Source organism: Paenibacillus nasutitermitis, from assembly GCF_014641075.1.
GTDB lineage: Bacteria > Bacillota > Bacilli > Paenibacillales > Paenibacillaceae > Paenibacillus_Z > Paenibacillus_Z nasutitermitis.
Genome location: NZ_BMHP01000001.1, coordinates 502,749 through 520,731 on the forward strand (window position 1 = coordinate 502,749; position 17,983 = coordinate 520,731).

Consider the following 17,983-nt stretch of genomic DNA (forward strand, 5'->3'; position numbering starts at 1 on the left):
CAGATAACCCTGACCGAGATCTATACCGTTCTCCGGGCAGAACGCCGATTCTTCCGTGCGCTCAATCCCTTCGGCCAGTACGATATCTTTGAAGGATTCGGAAACAGCGATAATGGTGCGGATAGCCGCCTGCTTCTGCTCACACGATCACAGAGCCGGATGATTTCACGGTCGATACTTACATAAGTTTGCTATAATCGCTGGAGAATAGATAAGCAGGCGGAAGTAGAGAGGGGCGGAAGGAATATGCCGGATTTCGGAGACTATCATCATTTCAAGAGGGTGATTCAGGCACTCCCTCTGAAACAAAGCTATGAGCGCGACGATTTGCTGACCGATGGCTTGTTAATGGACCGGGAGGGCGGACTCAGCATGTATTACGCCCCTCACAACGAAGTCGTGCAACCGTCCGCAAGGGTCGTAATTGTAGGTATAACGCCGGGCTGGCAGCAGATGGAGCTGGCCTACCGGACATTCAAGCAGGCGATCCAACAAGGCCTGCCTGAGGAAGATGCATTCCGGCATGCCAAATCTTCAGCCAGATTCGCAGGTGCCATGCGCCGGAATCTGCTTCAGATGCTGGGCGATCTGGGACTCCACGCTGAACTTGGCCTGCCGGATATCGATTCTTTGTTTGATGATAACTGCCGGCTTCTTCATACAACCTCAGCGCTTCGTTATCCTGTGTTCTCGGCTGGCAAGAACTATACAGGGCATCAGCCGCCCCTGATGGCCTCTGCGTTTTTGCGGACTTATGCGCTCCAGCTCCTGAACCGCGATATCGGACAGCAGACATTACGTCCATTATTCATCCCTCTGGGACGGACAGTTGAAGAGGTTTTTCGTGCGATTGTCCAGGCAGGAACCCTGGAAGCCTCGCAGTGCCTTTGGGGATTTCCCCACCCGTCGGGGGCCAATGGACACCGGCATACACAATTTCAGCAGAACCGGAACGAGATGAAGCGTAGCGTTGCGGAATATTTCCGCAGGGCTTGAACCGAGCCCTGGACCGATCATCATGAACCACTAAAACGAGCATGGACAGGGTTTCCGGTTAGGCAAGGCGCTTGATAAGCTGGTTCCTGTCAGGGCCGACTGATATATAGCGGACGGGGACGCCGAGGGAACGCTCGATATACAGTACATAATCCCGGGCTTCCCGGGGAAGCCGGTCAAATTCGCGTATGTCCGTGATGTCCGATTTCCAGCCTGGCAGCTTCTCGAGAACAGGCTTGGCTTGTGCCAGCCGTGCCGATACAGGAAAGCTGCCGGTCGGGATGCCGTCTATCTCGTAGGCAGTGCAAACCGGTATCCAATCAAGGAAACCAAGCACATCCAGATTGGTCAGCGATACCTCCGTCGCTCCCTGGAGCATGCAGCCGTACCGGGTCGCAACCGCATCAAACCATCCCATACGGCGCGGCCGTCCGGTGTTCACCCCGTATTCTCCCGCATCGCCTCCCCGCTCCCGCAGCGCACACGCGGCTGGTCCGTCTATTTCTGCAATAAAGGGGCCTTCGCCAACGGAACTGGAATAGGCTTTGGTCACCGCTGTGATCCGGGTTATCGCATGCGGGGGCAGGCCTGCACCGACAGAAGCGTATCCGGCAAGCGTGGAGGAGGAAGTGGAGAACGGATAGATGCCGTGATCCGGATCGCGAAGCGCCCCGAGCTGCCCTTCTACCAGGATCGGTTCACCCATTGCAGCGGCACGCTGGAGCAGTTCGGTTGTGTCGCATAGATAGGGCTCCAGTTTTTCCCCCATGCGCAGCAAGTCCTCAAGCATATCGACCGCGTGCAGCCGGGTTTGCCCATATAGATGCTCCAGAAGAACGTTTTTGGGCAACAGCGATGATTCCAGTCTATCCAGAAGTCTGTGCCGGTCAAATAAATCTGCTGCCTGAATGCCCAGCTTTGCCGCTTTATCCGCATAGAATGGCGCAATGCCGGATTGGGTGGAGCCGAATTTGCGGTCGCCAAGACGCTGCTCCTCCAATGCGTCAAATAATTTATGATAGGGGAGCACCAGCTGCGCCCGCTCGGAAATTCGCAGGTGCGGCTTGGGAACTCCTCTGGCTGCCAGGGCGTCCAGCTCCCGGAACAGGTCAGGCCCATTGAGCGCCACTCCCGGACCGATCACATTTACAACCGTGTCATGAAAAACACCGGACGGAAGCAGGCGAAGGGCAAATTTGCCGTATTGATTAATGATCGTATGTCCCGCATTGCTGCCGCCCTGATAGCGGACTACATAGCGGGCATCCGCCGCAAGCAGATCGGTCATTTTTCCTTTGCCTTCATCGCCCCAATTTGCCCCTACCACTGCCGTTACACTCATATCCCCACATCCCTTTGTTAGAGTTAGAACCGAACCATCAGCATGAGTTAAAGTTACCTCTTTATTGTAAAACCGGTTATACTATAAATAAAATTAATATTAATAATGGCTGATATAAGGAGGGGTAATGGTATGGTGCAGAACCTGGAGTGGTACCGCGTGTTTTATTTCACGGCAAAAACCGGCAGCTTGTCCAAAGCGGCGGCAGAATTATTCATCACCCAGCCGGCTGTAACCCAAACGATTAAGCAGTTGGAAGCGCAGCTTGGCGGCCAGCTTTTCTTCCGGACATCGAAAGGGGTTACCTTAACGGCAGAGGGAGAGGAACTCTATCAGTTTATCGAGCAGGCCTATAATTTCATCCGTAATGGCGAGCGGAAGATAGCCGCCATGCATCAGCTGACGGAGGGTGAAATCCGTATCGGAGCCGGTGATACGTTATGCAAGCATGTACTGCTGCCCCATCTGGCGGACTTTCACAAGGCGTATCCCGCGATTAAAATTCATGTTACGAACCGGACAACGGCAGAGACGCTGCAGCTATTGAAGCAGGGACATCTGGACCTGGGGATTGTCAATATGCCCGTGGCAGACAAATCCGTCGTTATCAGGGAAATGATGCAGATCGAGGATTGTTTAATCGCGGGGGATGCCTACAGCCATCTGTATAAGCAGCGTCTTGCCTGGGATGAGCTGATGAATTATCCGATTATGGTTCTCGAGAAGGGGAGTGCGACCAGAAGCTATCTCAACAGATTTGCGGAGCAGCAGGGAATGGCATTGAAACCCGAAATTGAGCTTGGAAGCGTTGATTTGTTGGTGGAGTTTGCGAGAAGAGGCTTCGGTCTTGCATTTGTGGTTAAAACATTTATTGAGGATGAGCTGGCACAAGGACAGATCCATCAAATCCACCTGAAAAAACCGATTCCCAAAAGAGGAATCGGCCTTGCAACCTTGAAGGATGTTCCGCTTACCGCCGCCGCTGTCACCTTTATGCAGCGGATGCTGGCTTCAACGCCGTCGTAATGCCCGGCCGGCTTCGTCCGCTATTATTGAAATCCTTTTTTGGCTCCATTGGAGAGTACGGGAAGCAATCTGATTTCACTGGTCATGACGGAGCTGCAGATGGGGCAGACAGGCTGTTCACCGAAGGAAAAATCATCTCTCATCCAGCAGGAGCAGCCCTCGCTTGTACATGTCCAAATCGACGTTTGTTCTTCCGGAATAGGCTCGATGATTTTTTTGGAAAAATGAATAATCGTAACCTCCTTATGTTCAATCAAGTTTGATAGTCTCAGCTTTTTAGATCACCGGCTTGTTTGAATTCGCTTTTATAATATGTGTATGACCTTCCATAAATATACTATGTTTGAAATTCGGCATTATGAACGGTGTTTCGCACCGTCAATATGCCGTTTTTGTTTTGTAAGGGCTGTCCATCCGCATATGCCCTGCAGGTCATGCGCCAATTTTACGGCCGCGGCGGACAAGTGACTATGAGCCTTGCGGGTCAGCCGCATATATATGGTGGTAGATCCGACAGAAACAAGGCAGGAGTGTGCGCTATGCATACGAAGAAAGCAACAAAATCCCGCTTTAATGCCGCGGGGTATTCCGCAGGCTATGTTCAGGGACTACGGGATGGCGCCTGCGAGGCCCTTGCCGGTCATGTAAGTCCGCCTTCCGCCGTCAAACATGATGTTCGGGTTCTGTATATCCCGCAGGGCTTTGAATCGATCGACCAGGGAATAATTGAAGCGCTCGGCTCGACCGTGCGGGAGCTGTACGTTGCGGATCCGGCAAGAATGGCGGAGCAAGCTTCGTTGCTGAGACCGGATTGGATGTTTGTTTTGAATGGCATGCATGTATTTCCCGAGGATCATTTGGTGCAGGTGGATGCTGTGCGCGCCTTGGGAATCCGGACGATGATCTGGTTTGCCGACGATCCGTATGTTACGGAGGACACGGTTGCCATTGCTCCCAGATATGATGTCGTATTGACCCACGAGCTTAGCACAATTGAGGTCTACCGGCAGCTCGGATGCGCCAATGTCCATTATATGCCGCTGGCCGTTCATACGGGGTGGTTCAAGCCGCAGCGAATTGAGGATAAGTACCGCAGTGATATTTGTTTTATCGGCCAGGCATTCTGGAACCGGGTGGAAACCTTTGATGCCATCTCATCTTATTTAAAGGGCAAGCGCGTTTTTATCGCAGGGGGTATGTGGGACCGGCTGAAAAATTTCGATCGGTTGAAATCGGCCATTCGGATGGGTTGGCTGCCGGTGGATGAGTCCATCCGCTATTACAACGGAGCCAGAATAGTTATCAATTTGCATCGTACCACCGCATCGGGCACTGACAACAAGAACACGCTGAATTTGCCCGGTCGTTCCATTAACCCCCGCACCTACGAAATTGCCGCATGCGGCACACTGCAGCTGACCGATTTGCGGGAGGATCTTCCGAACTTTTATAAACCTGGCAGTGAAATTGAGACCTTCACGGGACCGGATGAGCTAAGGGTCAAGCTGGACTATTATTTAACCCATGAGGAAGAACGCCGTACGATCGCACTGCGTGGGCTTCGCAGGACTCTCAAGGATCATTCGTTTATATCGCGTATTCAACAGCTGGCAGATACTCTCCAATGGTAAGCACAATAGAACATCAATGAAAAGAAAGGGAGTGAGGCGGGTGGCGGTTTCATTAGGCAGACGTGTAAGCAGCCGGAAAGACCTGCTTAGAAGTAAGAAGGTAAACCGGCATGGGGCTTTTCAGCTGGGCTGGGACCACGGTTACTGGTACGGACAGTGCGAATCCGTGTTGAAACGGACCGAGCGGGTTTTTGAGGTACGGCCGATTCATGTCCTGTTCGTCGCGACGGGCAAAGGATTTCCTTATTCGCCGCTGGACGAAGCCATCTCCAGCACACTAAGAAAGATGGTCAGCCAACTGACCGTTACTGACACCACTCAAAATGTCTCCGAGCTCGCCAAGCAGATCAGGCCAGATATAGTGATCGTGCTGGATGGGCTTCAGTTTGATATCGTCCATGCCGATGAAATGCGCCGGGCCGGCATACGAACGGCAATCTGGTTCACGGATGACCCTTATTACACCGATATTACCGGCACGCTTGCGCCTCATTATGACTATGTCTTTACCCTCGAGAAGACTTGTGTGGAGCTCTACCGCCAATTGGGCTGCCCGCGCGTGCATTATTTGCCCCTCGGGGCGCACCCTGTAGAATTCAGGCCGCGCAATCCCAAGCTCTCCCAACGTCATGATGTATGCTTCGTGGGCTCGGCATATGTGAACCGGCTTGCCTTCTTTGACCAGATTACCCGTTATTTGTCCACCAAAGATACTTTAATATCGGGCATCTGGTGGGAACGGTTGAAGGATTTCGACTTGATCGCAAGCAAGGTCGAGCTTGGACGCTGGATGGGACCTGCCGAAACGGCTGATATCTACAATGGAGCGAAGATCGTGATCAATATGCACCGTGCCCATGATGACGAGACATTCAACAATAACAGTGCGGCGATTACCGCCATATCTCCCAACCCGCGCACCTTCGAAATATCCGCCTGCGCCACGCTGCAGCTGACGGATATCCGCAGTGATTTGCCGTCCTTCTATACGCCTGATGTCGATATCGTGACGTATTCCTCCCCGCAGGAGATGGTGGATAAGATTGAATATTATCTGAACCATGAGGCTGAACGCCGTGAAATCGCCATGCGCGGTCTGTACCGGACCATGAACGAGCATACGTATGAGCGCAGACTTGATGAAATGTTCGCCATCCTGTTTCCAGGCCCGCTTCTGCCTCTCTAGATGCCACTGGGCAGCGAGATAGACAAGGACACTCATATTTGTGCGTATGGAAAGGGTCCAAGTGTCGTGCCGATTGAATAGCCCTCTAAATATAGTATAGGAACAGGTTATAGAAGGGTAGCAGGAGGAGGTGAACGCGTATCCGCTTCCCTTAGAAACGGATACCAGCGCCGCATGATGCAATCAAAACCCAAAATGCTTATTTTCTCGCATATCTGCAGCCAGAAGTTCGTGACAGGTGCGGAAAAGCTTCTGATGTTTATGACCCGCGAGCTGCTTCAAAACTACGCCTGCACCTTGGTCGTCCCGATAGAAGGAGCCATTGCGAAGCAGGCAAGGGCACTTGGTATCCCGGTCGTTATCCAGGACGTTCCCCTGGTTGTTTCCCTCTATCTGGCCCTGTCCCATTTCCCGGAAGACATTAGGAAAAAGCAGCAGGAACCTGCCTGGCAGGAACTGTTCCGTCTGATCAACCGTGAACGCCCGGATGTCATTCTGACCAATACTTGCGTTCATCCTCTCCCGGCAATTGCCACCAAGGCATTCGGTATACCGGTTATCTGGGCCATTATGGAGACCATCGAGGAGACGTCTTACACCCCTGAGTCCGCAGCTATCATCGAGCGGTACGCCGATTACGTCATCGGAATATCCGAAACTTCACTCGCTCCGCTTCGTACCCCGGGCATGCTGCCCAAAACCAGACGTATACCCCCCTCATGGGAGCACTCAGGGCTGTCCCCGGACTTATGGCAGGAGCATCGGATCAGCCGCCGCAATCAGCTGGGCATCACAAACGAGCAGCGGCTGATCGGTTACATTTCATCCGCGATATTTCAAGCCAAAGGGCTGGAGCATTTCATGCTGATGGCCGTATCGGTGGCGGAGCGGTTCGAGCATGCCCGTTTCCTGATTGTAGGCAATCCTGTGGACACTGTTTATTTTGAAAAATGCATGGGCCATGCCCGCAGTCGCAACCTGATGGAGCGCTTCCGCTGGGTCCGCTATGAGGATCGAATCGAAACGATTTACCCGGCTATGGATGTGCTTGTCATTCCGAGTCTGAGTGCCGAGGGCTTCGGCATGACGGCTCTGGAAGGGATGGTATTCGGCAAGCCGGTTGTGGTCTACGGCTCCGGCGGGCTGAGCGAAATCGGAAATGCCACTGGCAACAGCAGCTATGTTGTTCCAACCGGCAATGTAGATGGATTATTCCGCAAGGTTAGCGGACTGCTTGGCGATGAATTGGAGCTGGCAGCTGTCGGGACGCGCAATGCCAAGATGGCGCTCTCGGTATTCGGATTACCGGCTTACCGGAAGCTGCTCAGGAAATTTATGCATGACATTTCCGGTATCGGCCCGCCCAAGCGGCGTCTGGTACGGGGAACGATGCCAACCGTTTATTTGTTAGAGGATGGAGTGCTTCGGCCTTTTGCTTCGGAGCATTCATTCCTGAAGGCCGGCTATCGCTTTGAAGATGTGCATGCGGTGCCGGGGGCGATGATTGCCGCTCTTCCGCACGGAGCCGCCATCGGTCAAAGCAATAAGCCCTCAAGCATATTTCCCGGTTCCTCTAAATCTGCGAGCCGCGGCAGAGGACGACGGAAGCGAAAGTCAGGAATAAAGCAAGCGGCCGGAAGAAGGAAAAGGACCGGATCGTTGTCCCGCCGAGCCGGAAGAAGGATACGGACGCGGCGGCGGTCAGCCGTTGGCGTCGCGAGGGCACGGAGAAGGCGCTAAAGAAGCAATTTCCGAAGCGGCCGGTCACGGCAAAAGGAAGGAGATTGCTGAACATGCGCGTGGTCACCATACTGGGCACACGCCCTGAGATTATACGTCTGAGTCTCATCATCCAGAAGCTGGATCGATGGGCTGAAGAGCATGTGCTTGTGCATACGGGACAGAACTTTTCCCCCGCGCTCAGCGATGTTTTCTTCGCAGATCTTGGTCTGCGGCAGCCTGATTACCGGCTTGGTCAAAGCATGCAGACGCTTGGCAGGCAGCTCTCCGCTATGTTTGGCCGGATCGAGGATATCTTGTTGCAGCATCAACCTGATGTGGTGCTGCTGCTGGGCGATACGAATAGCGCATTATGCGCGATTTTAGCGGAGAGGATGGGAATCCCCGTTGTGCATATGGAAGCGGGGAACCGCTGCTATGATTTGACGGTGCCCGAGGAGAAGAACCGCCGGATTATCGATGCGGTATCCACGATCAATATGCCCTATACCTCCTACAGTAAAAACAATTTGCTGCGTGAAGGGTTCCCTCCGGAAAGGATCGTGCTTACGGGCAATCCCATTCACGAGGTCATCACCCATTATAGACCGCAAATCGAGGCCAGCGATGTATTGACAAGGATGGGGCTGGTGACTGGCGGCTATATGCTTGCAACAGCGCATCGCGCCGAGAATGTGGATTCTCCGCAGCGGCTTGCTGGCATTCTTGACGGCTTGAACCGGATAGCCAGGCGTTTTGACAAACGGCTGATCTGCAGCGTTCATCCGCGTACTCGGTCACGCCTGGAAAGCGGCGAAGCACGCGTGCAGATGGATGAGCGGGTTGAATTCTACGAGCCCTTTGGATTCTTCGATTTTGTTCAGCTTGAACGCCAGGCAGCCTGCGCGATCACAGACAGCGGAACGGTACAGGAGGAATGCTGCTTGTTCCGCGTACCGACCGTGACGATCCGGCAGACGACTGAAAGGCCGGAGACCGTTGACTGCGGCAGCAATGTGGTGTGCGGTCTGAATGCCAAATCGATCGAGGAAGCGGTGGCCGTGATGACTTTGCTGCCGCCAAAGTGGCAATGTCCGGAAGGATATCTTGCAGAAGGCGTGTCCGATATCGTGGTCAAATTTGTACTTGGAGGGAAATGGGATGTTCACTAATCAGCGGATCCTGGTAACAGGAGGCACCGGGTCATGGGGGTACGAACTGATTCGCCAGCTGCTCCTGCAGCAGCCAAAGCAAATTATCGTTTTCTCCCGTAACGAATCGAGTCAGGTGGCAATGAGATGTGCGTTAGAGGATGCCCGATTAAAATTCTGCATCGGTGATATTCGCGATAAGGAAGCGCTGATCCGCGCATGCGAGGGGGTCGATTATGTCTATCATCTGGCTGCGCTCAAGCATGTGCCGGTTTGTGAGGATCAACCCTACGAGGCGCTTAAAACGAATGTAATCGGGACACAGAATGTGATTGAAGCCGCGATTGCCAACAAAGTCAAACGCGTGATTTATATTTCCACCGATAAAGCGGCCAATCCATCCAATTTCTACGGCATGACCAAAGCAATCGGCGAGAAGCTTATCGTGTACGCCAACCTGCTTCACTCGGAAACGACCTTTGTCTGTGTGCGGGGCGGAAATGTGCTGGGTACAAACGGCAGCGTGGTTCATCTGTTTATGAACCAGATCAAAAACAACCAGAGTGTCCGGATTACCGACAAAAAAATGACCCGGTTCTTCCTGACTCTCCAGGACACCATAAACCTGCTGTTCAAAGCTTCCAAGGAGAGTGTCGGAGGCGAAATATTTGTCATGACGATGCCGACCTGCCGGATCGTCGATCTCGCATCCGTATTGATGGACGCGGTTGGCATCCATACGGAAATGGTGGAAACCGGAGTGAGACCGGGGGAGAAGCTTCACGAGATCCTGCTTACGGACCACGAAAGCGCCACAACAGTTATATACGACAAAGCTTATCTGGTCATTCTCCCTACCATTGACATACCCGGACTTGCCCAGCATTACAACGAATACGAGAAGGTGAATTTCGACAGCTTCAGCTCTAATCAAGAGCTGATGAATAAGGAAGAAATCCATGCCATGCTGGTGCGCGGAGGTTTCCTGCCATGAAGCTGCTGATCATCGGTGGAAATGGAATGGCCGGGCATCTGCTCGTTCGTTATTTCCGCCGGGAGCGTGGCATGGAAGTCGCATATACGACCCGGAAGGAATCTCCGGTGAGCGAAGGCATTTTTCTTGATGCCGCAGATGGCGAGGCTGCTGCTGCTGTGGTCCGCAGTCAGTGTCCTGACGTGATTATCAATGCCGTAGGCATTCTTAACCGCGATGCGGAGGAGTATCCCTTGCAGGCTTACCAGGTGAACGGTCTGTTTCCGCACTGGCTGGGCCATGTGGCTGACAGAATCGGCGCACGGCTGATTCATATTAGCTCGGATTGCGTATTTAGCGGTGAAACAGGGGGATACAAAGAAACGGATATACCGGATGGCACAAGCGTCTATGCGAAAACCAAAGCGCTCGGCGAACTGAAGCATTCACCTCATTTGACAATCCGGACTTCCATTATCGGACCGGAAATCAGAGCCAATGGAATCGGTCTGCTGGCGTGGTTCTTACATCAGGAGGGCCATGTCAGCGGGTATGCCCGTGTGATGTGGAATGGAGTAACGACGCTGGAGCTGGCCAAGGCTATCGCCTATGCTATTGGCCGTCCGGAGATTGGGGGACTCGTTCATCTGACCGCAGGAGAATCAGTCAGCAAGCTGACGTTGCTGACCTTGTTTCAAAAATATTTTCACAAGACCCGTCTCCATATCTTGCCGGATTACGAGCTTGCGATCGACAGGACGCTGGTGTCTGCCAGAGATGACTGGCGTTACGAGGCTCCAAAGTATCCGGCTATGCTGGCGGAACTTGCGAAATGGATGGAGGAGGAATGAGCCGTCCCCGTTTACTCATAACAGGAGCCGGCGGATTTTGCGGCGAGCATGCCTGCCGGTATTTCTCCGCCTCCGGATGGGATGTGACAGCGCTGGTCCGCCGGCTTCCTTCGGAAGGAGAATCAAGCTGGCTGGAGCAAGCGAGCTTGGTATTGGACGGAGATCTGATTCTGCCCGAAGAAGCAGACGACATAGTGGCACAAGCACAGCCCGAATATGTGCTGCATCTGGCCGGCAAGAATGCCGTAGCGCCATCCTGGGTAGCCCCGATTGATACGCTGCAGAGCAATGTCATGGGAACGGTCAATCTTCTGGAAGCGGTCAGAAAGCTCGCTGGCAGCGGCTTGAATTGCCGTGTCCTTGTGGTTGGCTCCATGCTCCGTTTTCATCTGCCTCCCGAGGGAACGGCCCCAGTACCGCCGCATCCCTATAGTCTGAGCAAGACCATGCAGGTATTGGCCGCGCAGAGCTGGTCGGCGCTGTACGGGATGCCGGTCGTGGTGGCCGAACCGTCGAACCTGATTGGACCGGGACGGTCCAGCGGGCTTTGCACGCTGCTTGCCCGTTATGCGGCGATGATGGAGAGGGCAGAGGCAGGCTGCGGCGAAAGACCTCAGCCCATGAAGCTGTCTTCGCGCACGGAAACCCGCGATGTGCTGGATGTGCGGGACGCTATACGCGCGTATGAGCTGCTGCTGCTTCATGGACACGAGGGCGGTATCTATCCTGTCGCCTCCGGTGTGATGCATCCCCTTGGCGAGTTGGCAGATATATTCTCTTCCTTGATTGCGTGCCCGCTGGAATTTGATATTGGATCCTCTGATGCACCATCGCCATTGCCGGTGCATTGCCAGGCTGTACGTTCTCTTGGCTGGTCGCCTGCAATTCCACTCAGGCAATCTCTGGAGGATGTATTGAATGATGCGCGCAGGCTGGACTGCTAAAACATGGCGGACGATTTCTGATTAGGACTGGAGGCGTAGGAACATGGATAAAAATAAGCCACAAGTTACGATCGTCATTCCTTTTTACAATGATCCGTATGTGGGGGAAGCGATAGAAAGCGCACTGGCTCAGAGCTATGACAATCTGGAAATAATTGTGGTCGATGACGGCTCGACTCTCCATGCGGATAAAGTGCAGCCCTACCTCAAACAAATTCACTACTTGGGGAAAGCAAACGGAGGTACCGCAAGCGCCCTTAACCACGGCTTCCGTCTGGCCGGCGGGGAATATATGGCATGGCTCAGCTCGGATGACCGCTATCACCCTGACAAGATAACAAAACAGATGGAGGCGATGACCCGTTACGGAGCTCTGATCGGTCATACGGGATTTAACCGGATCGATGCGTCAGGCACAACAACGCTGGAAGCTATTATTCCTCCCGGCTGCGAATCAGGGGATTTGTATCGGACTCTGCAGCATAACAATCCTATCAACGGCTGCACGGTCATGCTGCATAAATCATTGTTCCGTCTGATCGGTCCCTTTGACGAGACGCTGCGTTACACGCATGATCTGGATTATTGGTTCCGTGTGCTCTTGACGGGGATCCCGATGCAACTGACGCCTTCCCCGCTGACCGATTACCGCTGGCATGAGGCGATGGGCACCCTGCGTCACCAGGAAGCCATTGCCATTGAGACGGCCTCCACATTTGGTAAATATAAAGTACGGTGGGATACGTATCTGAAGCAGTTGGGCTATATTACAGCACCTTTATATGCCTCTCCTGTCGTAAAGAGAAACCGGAAGACAAGAAAGTATGATTGACATGGTATCAAAGTTTCCCCTATTATTGACCTATCTGACAGGTAGAAGGGTTTGTGAACAAATTGGCCGTCCAGAAAATACAAAAGATTCTTGTCCACGAACAAGTGTCACAAGAAATTCGTAATTATATTCATGATGAAAAACTCAAGGAAGGAGATAAATTGCCATCCGTCTCGGAGATGACCCATATGTTCGGAGTAGGCCGATCCTCGATGCGCGAAGCGCTGAGGTACTTGGAAGCCATGGAAATTATCCGGGTTGAGAACGGGAAAGGGATCTTTGTGCTTGAGGTCGATACTTTCCGGTTCTCCGGCAAAGTGAAAGTAGAGCGTGAGAGGCAGTCCCTGCTTGCTATTCTTGAAGTGCGCAAAGCACTGGAGGGCAAAGCCGTCGAGCTGGCTGCACAGCGGATTTCAGCGGGCAGGGTAAAGGAAGTCAGGAAATGCCTGGAAGAATACCGCAAGCTAAAGGAAAGCGGCGAGGATACTTCGATGGTTGATCTCATGTTTCACCGGCATATTATTAAAGCGGCTGATAATCCGATTCTGGAAACGGTGCTGAATTCCGTTTCCGAGCTCTATGAGAAATTTTTCAATGATCCGCTGGGCGACAAGCAGCTTTTTGATGCCACATATGAATTTCATTTCACCATGTTCGATGCAATCGCCGCTCATGACACCAAGAATGCTAAACGGGAATTCAACAAGCTGATGAATGCCATCGAAAGTAGGATCAAGCAGTTCAAACCCGCATAACGGACCCGCTTCGTCCAGGAAAGAAAATGCCAGTCCTTCTCTTTTTATCCGACAAAATTCGATAAATATTTACAAAATGGATAAATTTCATTTGACAATTCAAAACCGTCCCCTTTATAATCAACCTATCAGACAGGATGACTGTATGATACATGTTGGGGAGGGGTCGATTAGAATGAGAAGGTACAAAAAAGGCATGGCATTATTGTTTGCTTCCGTTCTTGTAACCGGTGCATTAAGCGGTTGCGGAAGCAATGATAACAAAAATGCAAACGCTGGCAATGGCGCTGGCACTGGTGAAGAGAAAGTTAAATTGCGTATGATTGAGAGCTTAACAAGTCCTAAACGTACTGAGCTGCTGAATGAAATGATCACGAAATTCCAGGATGCGAATCCGAACATTTCCGTTGAACTGATTTCGCCTCCGCTTGACCAAGCGGACAACAAAATCAGAACGATGCTTTCAGCCAAGCAAGATGTGGATGTTCTTGAAGTCCGCGATCTGAATATCGCTGAATATGTAAACAACGATTATATTTCACCTTTGAACGAATATGCGGACAAGTGGTCGGACTATGCCACAGTTGGCGCGCTCCCTAAATCGCTTGGTTCTTTGGGCGACAAGCTGTATTTTGTACCAAACGGCCTGTACCAAAGACAAATGTACTACCGTGCGGACTGGTTCAAAGAAGCCGGTCTGGAAGCGCCAAAAACCTGGCAGGAGCTTTATGAGACAGGCAAGAAGCTGACAGATCCTTCGAAGAACCGTTTCGGATTCTCGTTCCGCGGAGGTCCAGGATCCAACGGCAACACCGACGCTATGGTTCTTACCTATAACGGAGATAACGTGGATCTTGAAGATTCGATGTTCCTGAAAGACGGTTCGTCCATCTTCGCATCGCCCGAAGCCAAAGAAGCGATGGAATTGTATGTAAAACTGTATAAAGAAGCATCACCTCCGGATTCCATCAACTGGGGTTTCCAGGAACAGGTACAATCCTTTACATCCGGCGTAACCGGTATTCTTCTGCAGGATCCGGACGTTATTCAATCGCTGTCTGAAAAAATGGAAGAGGGCACATGGGCGACTGCTCCAATGCCAGCAGGTCCTGGCGGCAAAGCTTTGGTCGCAGCAGGCGGAGCAGGCTGGGGAATCACTTCCTACTCTCCCAACAAGGAAGCGGCTTGGAAGCTGATTGCATTCCTGTCGAATCCGGAACAAAACACTAATTTCTCGAAAAACTATGGCCTGGTTCCTATTCATACCAGCGCTACTGAGGATGAGTTTTTCAAAACTGGCCCTTACAAATCGCTGATTGATGCAAGCAACCAACCGGAAGTTTTCGTGAATTACAAACCGGCTTTCCAATATCCAGGAACGGGCCAATGGGGCCAAATCAGTACAGAAAGCGAACAAGCCTTGTTGCTTGGCCGCGATAAAGTAGAAGATACGCTTAAGAAGTGGGCCGATTTCTGGGTTGACCAAAAATCAAAGCTTAAATAAACAATTCCAAAAGGTAATGGGCGGCCGTACGCATAAGCCGTCCATTACGCTTTTATCAAGGTGGTGCGCCTGATGAAAAATCAGAGAATGTTCATTGGACTCAGTCTTCTGCCAGCCATTGTGCTGGTCCTGGTATTCACGTTCTATCCTTTTATCAAGGGAATCATTATGGCTTTCCAGGATTATAAAATCTTCGACCTTCGAAACACCCAGTTCGTCGGTCTCAGCAATTTTACTGCAGCGTTTAACGACCCGAAATTTCTGATTGCTTTATCCAACAGCGCGTATTGGGTCGGGTTCTCGCTGGTATTCCAGTTCTTGTTCGGATTGCTGCTGGCGATGGTGCTGCGCAAGCCGTTTCGCGGGCGGGGCGTATATCAGGGATTCGTCTTCTATTCATGGGCACTCTCAGGATTCCTCATCGGGTTGATCTGGAAATGGATGTTTAACTCCCAGCTTGGCGTCATTAACGATATCCTGCTGCGCCTTGGCATCATTGAAGAACGGATCGGGTTTCTGTCTGATCCCAAATGGGCGCTGTTTTCCGTTATCGTTGTCAACATCTGGTATGGCATTGCATTCTTTGCCATCATGCTGCTGGCCGCTTTGCAATCGGTGCCGGCGGAGCTGTATGAGGCTGCAGATATGGACGGGGCTAATTCCTCGCGGAAATTCTTTAATGTCACGTTCCCTTATATTTTCCCGACCATTATTACTACAACACTGCTCCGGGCGATCTGGATATTTAATGATCCGGCCATTATATACGGAATGACCAATGGCGGTCCCGCAGGCTCGACGCATATTTTGTCCTCGTTTATGCTGGATAAAATCATCTATGGCGGCGATTACGGCGCAGCTTCTGCTGTCGGTGTCATCATGATTATTCTCTTGCTGCTGTATACGATCTTTTACCTGGGCGTGACGAAGTCAGAGAAAGTGGGGGATTTTTGATGAAAAGACGTCTGCTTCTCATATCTAAAATCCTGTTCCTTGCGCTCAACTTTCTCGTCATGGTATTCCCGCTGTACTGGATTGTTATTACTTCCTTGAAGCCGCAAAAGGATATCTTTTCGTTCCCGCTGCGTTATTGGCCCAAGGAGCTGACACTCAGCAACTATGAGAATATTTTCAAAATATCCAAGTTTCACATTTATATGGCCAACAGTTTGATTGTCGCGATTGCCGCGGCTGTAGCCGTGTTGGTTATAGCGATTCTCAGCGCCTATGTTATGGCACGTTTCCGTTTTCGTGGTCATAAGCAAATCATGCTTGGTTTCTTCCTGACACAGATGCTCCCGGGTTTCGTTGCCCTGGCGCCGTTGTATCTGCTGATGAGCCAGCTGGATCTGATTAATAACCGGTTGGCGCTTGTTCTTATGTACACCGTATCCTTGATTCCTTTCTCCACCATCCTGCTGCGCGGATTTTTTCAACGGATTCCGTCCAGTCTGGAGGAGGCAGCCATGATTGACGGCTGTTCAAGATTAACCGCTTTATTCCGGATCATTATTCCCGTCATGCTCCCCGGAATCGCATCAACCTTTATTTTCGCGTTTGTGCAGAACTGGAATGAGCTCTTTATGGCGGTTATGTTTATTGATACCGATGCGCTCAAAACGTTGCCTGTCGCGATGAATTCCTTTGTCCTGAAATATGATGTGGACTGGGGCTCTATGTCCGCAGGAACGGTATTGTCCGTTATCCCAACGATCCTGTTGTTCGCTGTAGCGCAGCGGTTTATCGTAGAAGGATTGACACAAGGAGCAGAAAAAGGGTGAGTCAAACAATGGGAGAATCTACTGCCGATAAGAAAGAAAAAAAAGCCAGCGAATATACGCGAGTGGTATATGATCCGATTGATACCCGGCATTATGGCGCGATTCACACACCGATCTATCAGAACAGCCTGTTCGCTTTTGAAAATTATGACCAATTCGACAAGGCTTTTCAGGATTTGTCTGCAATCCCTGTCTACTCCCGCGGGAATAATCCGACGGTAAGGTATCTGGAGCAGAAGATAGCGGACCTGGAAGAAGCGGAAGACGCCAAATGTTTCTCTTCCGGAATGGCCGCCATTACGGCAGCCATCATGTCCACCGTCAGCCAAGGCGACCATATTATTTGCATCAACCAGGTATACGGTCCGACAAAGGAGTTTTTGGGCAGCTATATGCTGAAGTTTGGCGTAGAGACCACGTTTGTGGACGGCAGCAAGCTGGAAGCCTGGGAAGATGCAGTGCGGCCCAATACGAAGCTGTTCTATCTGGAGAGCCCGTCAACGCAGATGTTTCAACTTCAGGATATACGGGCATGCGCGGAACTTGCGAAGAGTATCGGCGCCGTTACGGTCATTGATAATACATGTGCCACGCCTTTATTCCAGAAGCCGCTGCAGCTGGGCGCGGACCTTTCGGTTCATTCCATTTCCAAATATATCGGGGGACACAGCGACTGCATCGGCGGGGTTGTCATCGGTTCTTCGAACCGCATAAAATCGCTTTTCAATAAAGAATATATGCTGTTTGGGGGCATTATGACCCCACAGACGGCAGCGCTTGTGTCCAAGGGAATTCGGACTCTGCCGCTGCGTTTAAGAAGACATGAAGCAAGCGCGCTGCGAGTAGCGGCATTTCTGCAAGAACAGCCGTTTGTCTCCAAAGTTAATCATCCGGGTCTGGATTCCCATCCTCAGCACAAACTGGCTTTGACTCAAATGTCGGGAAGCACGAGCCTATTTTCCTTTGAATCGGTTATGCCGCTTGCCCGCATCAAGGAATGGGCCAACGGTTTGAAGTACTTCAAAATTGCAGTCAGCTGGGGCGGTTTTGAAAGTCTTGTAACGGTAAATGAGGTTGCTTGGGACAACAATTCCGGTTCGCGCGTCGTTGTCCGGCTTTATGTTGGTTTGGAAGAACCAGACGATTTGATCGCCGATATCGCAGCAGCCTGGAAGCATGCTGAGGCGCTTGAAGCGTTGTAAGATGATGAACAGCAAAATTTCAAACAAACACCCCGAATCATCTGAGCGGGGTGTTTGTTTTTTTTTGCGTATGAAACAAGCTGCGCGCTT

At 51.7% G+C, this 17,983-nt stretch carries 17 protein-coding genes; 15 read left to right on the plus strand and 2 right to left on the minus strand.

Translation table 11 applies throughout. From position 1 onward, the window contains the following. The first annotated feature begins 246 nt into the window (after positions 1 to 246). Positions 247 to 996, plus strand: a complete 750-nt coding sequence (locus IEY46_RS02095; protein WP_188988671.1) for a uracil-DNA glycosylase family protein — start codon at positions 247 to 249, stop codon at positions 994 to 996. A 58-nt stretch (positions 997 to 1,054) separates the two neighbouring features. On the opposite strand, the gene IEY46_RS02100 is transcribed toward IEY46_RS02095, so the two are convergent. Then, positions 1,055 to 2,338 (minus strand): adenylosuccinate synthase, encoded by a 1,284-nt coding sequence (locus IEY46_RS02100; protein WP_188988673.1) that lies wholly within the window; start codon positions 2,336 to 2,338, stop codon positions 1,055 to 1,057. Positions 2,339 to 2,470: 132 nt separating this feature from the next. Between IEY46_RS02100 and IEY46_RS02105 the strand changes: the two genes are divergently transcribed. After that, entirely contained in the window at positions 2,471 to 3,364 is an 894-nt protein-coding gene (locus tag IEY46_RS02105; RefSeq protein WP_188988675.1) for a LysR family transcriptional regulator, read from the plus strand. Positions 3,365 to 3,387: 23 nt separating this feature from the next. Here the strand turns inward: IEY46_RS02105 and IEY46_RS02110 are convergent, their stop codons facing one another. Beyond that, on the minus strand, positions 3,388 to 3,621 hold the full coding sequence (locus IEY46_RS02110) for a cold-shock protein (protein ID WP_373288760.1): 234 nt from the start codon (positions 3,619 to 3,621) through the stop codon (positions 3,388 to 3,390). Positions 3,622 to 3,903: 282 nt separating this feature from the next. Here IEY46_RS02110 and IEY46_RS02115 point away from each other — a divergent pair, with 282 nt between their 5' ends. The 13 genes from IEY46_RS02115 to IEY46_RS02175 all read left to right on the plus strand — a co-directional run bounded on the left by IEY46_RS02115 (position 3,904) and on the right by IEY46_RS02175 (position 17,893). Next, positions 3,904 to 4,995 (plus strand): CgeB family protein, encoded by a 1,092-nt coding sequence (locus IEY46_RS02115; protein ID WP_188988677.1) that lies wholly within the window; start codon positions 3,904 to 3,906, stop codon positions 4,993 to 4,995. Positions 4,996 to 5,035: 40 nt separating this feature from the next. Next, positions 5,036 to 6,181, plus strand: coding sequence for a CgeB family protein (locus tag IEY46_RS02120; protein WP_229750007.1), 1,146 nt, complete (start codon positions 5,036 to 5,038; stop codon positions 6,179 to 6,181). A gap of 174 nt (positions 6,182 to 6,355) precedes the next feature. Further along, complete coding sequence (locus tag IEY46_RS02125; protein ID WP_188988681.1) at positions 6,356 to 7,921, plus strand: glycosyltransferase family 4 protein; 1,566 nt, start codon at positions 6,356 to 6,358, stop codon at positions 7,919 to 7,921. A 53-nt stretch (positions 7,922 to 7,974) separates the two neighbouring features. Next, the gene (wecB, locus tag IEY46_RS02130; RefSeq protein ID WP_188988683.1) at positions 7,975 to 9,072 is read left to right on the plus strand and encodes a non-hydrolyzing UDP-N-acetylglucosamine 2-epimerase; all 1,098 of its coding nucleotides are present in this window, start codon (positions 7,975 to 7,977) and stop codon (positions 9,070 to 9,072) included. Then, entirely contained in the window at positions 9,062 to 10,045 is a 984-nt protein-coding gene (locus IEY46_RS02135) for a polysaccharide biosynthesis protein (protein ID WP_188988685.1), read from the plus strand. The genes wecB and IEY46_RS02135 overlap by 11 nt, the downstream gene beginning before the upstream one ends. After that, a complete protein-coding gene (locus IEY46_RS02140) occupies positions 10,042 to 10,875 on the plus strand; it encodes a dTDP-4-dehydrorhamnose reductase family protein (RefSeq protein ID WP_188988687.1) in 834 nt (277 codons plus the stop codon). Before IEY46_RS02135 ends, IEY46_RS02140 begins: the two co-directional genes overlap by 4 nt. Next, complete coding sequence (locus IEY46_RS02145) at positions 10,872 to 11,819, plus strand: NAD-dependent epimerase/dehydratase family protein (RefSeq protein WP_188988689.1); 948 nt, start codon at positions 10,872 to 10,874, stop codon at positions 11,817 to 11,819. Before IEY46_RS02140 ends, IEY46_RS02145 begins: the two co-directional genes overlap by 4 nt. Before the next feature lie 43 nt (positions 11,820 to 11,862). Continuing rightward, a complete protein-coding gene (locus IEY46_RS02150) occupies positions 11,863 to 12,651 on the plus strand; it encodes a glycosyltransferase (protein ID WP_188988691.1) in 789 nt (262 codons plus the stop codon). Positions 12,652 to 12,704: 53 nt separating this feature from the next. Further along, positions 12,705 to 13,406 (plus strand): FadR/GntR family transcriptional regulator, encoded by a 702-nt coding sequence (locus tag IEY46_RS02155; protein ID WP_229750008.1) that lies wholly within the window; start codon positions 12,705 to 12,707, stop codon positions 13,404 to 13,406. Positions 13,407 to 13,581: 175 nt separating this feature from the next. Then, complete coding sequence (locus IEY46_RS02160; RefSeq protein ID WP_229750009.1) at positions 13,582 to 14,910, plus strand: ABC transporter substrate-binding protein; 1,329 nt, start codon at positions 13,582 to 13,584, stop codon at positions 14,908 to 14,910. Positions 14,911 to 14,982: 72 nt separating this feature from the next. Further along, positions 14,983 to 15,864 (plus strand): carbohydrate ABC transporter permease, encoded by an 882-nt coding sequence (locus IEY46_RS02165; RefSeq protein ID WP_188988693.1) that lies wholly within the window; start codon positions 14,983 to 14,985, stop codon positions 15,862 to 15,864. Further along, positions 15,864 to 16,691 (plus strand): carbohydrate ABC transporter permease, encoded by an 828-nt coding sequence (locus IEY46_RS02170; RefSeq protein WP_188988695.1) that lies wholly within the window; start codon positions 15,864 to 15,866, stop codon positions 16,689 to 16,691. Before IEY46_RS02165 ends, IEY46_RS02170 begins: the two co-directional genes overlap by 1 nt. Beyond that, positions 16,688 to 17,893, plus strand: coding sequence for a trans-sulfuration enzyme family protein (locus IEY46_RS02175; protein ID WP_229750010.1), 1,206 nt, complete (start codon positions 16,688 to 16,690; stop codon positions 17,891 to 17,893). The genes IEY46_RS02170 and IEY46_RS02175 overlap by 4 nt, the downstream gene beginning before the upstream one ends. Positions 17,894 to 17,983: the final 90 nt, after the last annotated feature.